Source organism: Psychrobacter sp. 1U2, from assembly GCF_051847575.1.
The window spans coordinates 1-540 of sequence record NZ_JBPYDC010001693.1 but is presented as its reverse complement, the minus strand read 5'-3'; the positions used below and the strand labels follow the sequence as shown (position 1 = coordinate 540).

1 protein-coding gene is annotated in these 540 nt (G+C 50.0%); it reads right to left on the bottom strand.

Annotated features, from left to right (window positions below; all coding sequences use genetic code 11):
• The coding region (locus ACS8FD_RS23925; RefSeq protein ID WP_439277682.1) for a SpvB/TcaC N-terminal domain-containing protein at positions 1-540 on the bottom strand (540 nt) is incomplete at both ends.

The following is a 540-nucleotide window of genomic DNA, read 5'->3' as shown; positions in this document are numbered from 1 at the left end:
GTCGCGTGGTTCGTACCTCAAAGCCGGCGCGATAGGTTGAGAAAGGATCATCACGAAAGACCCACGACTCAATACCGTTTGGCATGGGTCTTTCGGTAACGTGCTCCCCATAATCGAAAACCACCTCAAACATCCAACCAGCATTCTGGATCTGTGTCTCACTCAAAAATAGTGGCCGAGATCCTGCCTCATCCAACAACGACGTTCGATTGCCGTAATGGATACGTTTGAGATAACGGTTGGCTGTGCGTCGAGGATCATTACGATCGCCTCGGTTGCTTTCGTGCGCTTTGGTTAAATCGACCCCGACTCCATCTTCTACTTTGTACCCGTACTGAATGGCATTGCCTTTATCGTCGCGGGTCTCGCAGATCAACCAGCTAAAAACACGGCTAGCATCCTCAGGATCAACTATTCGAGAGCTGGGATCCTTGCCATATAGGGTCAAAATATTATCTTGGGATATCGAGCGCCAGTGCACATCCCCATCACTCAGCCGAGTCCAACGTTCGATGCGTGCAAATAATCCTTCAATGCGAG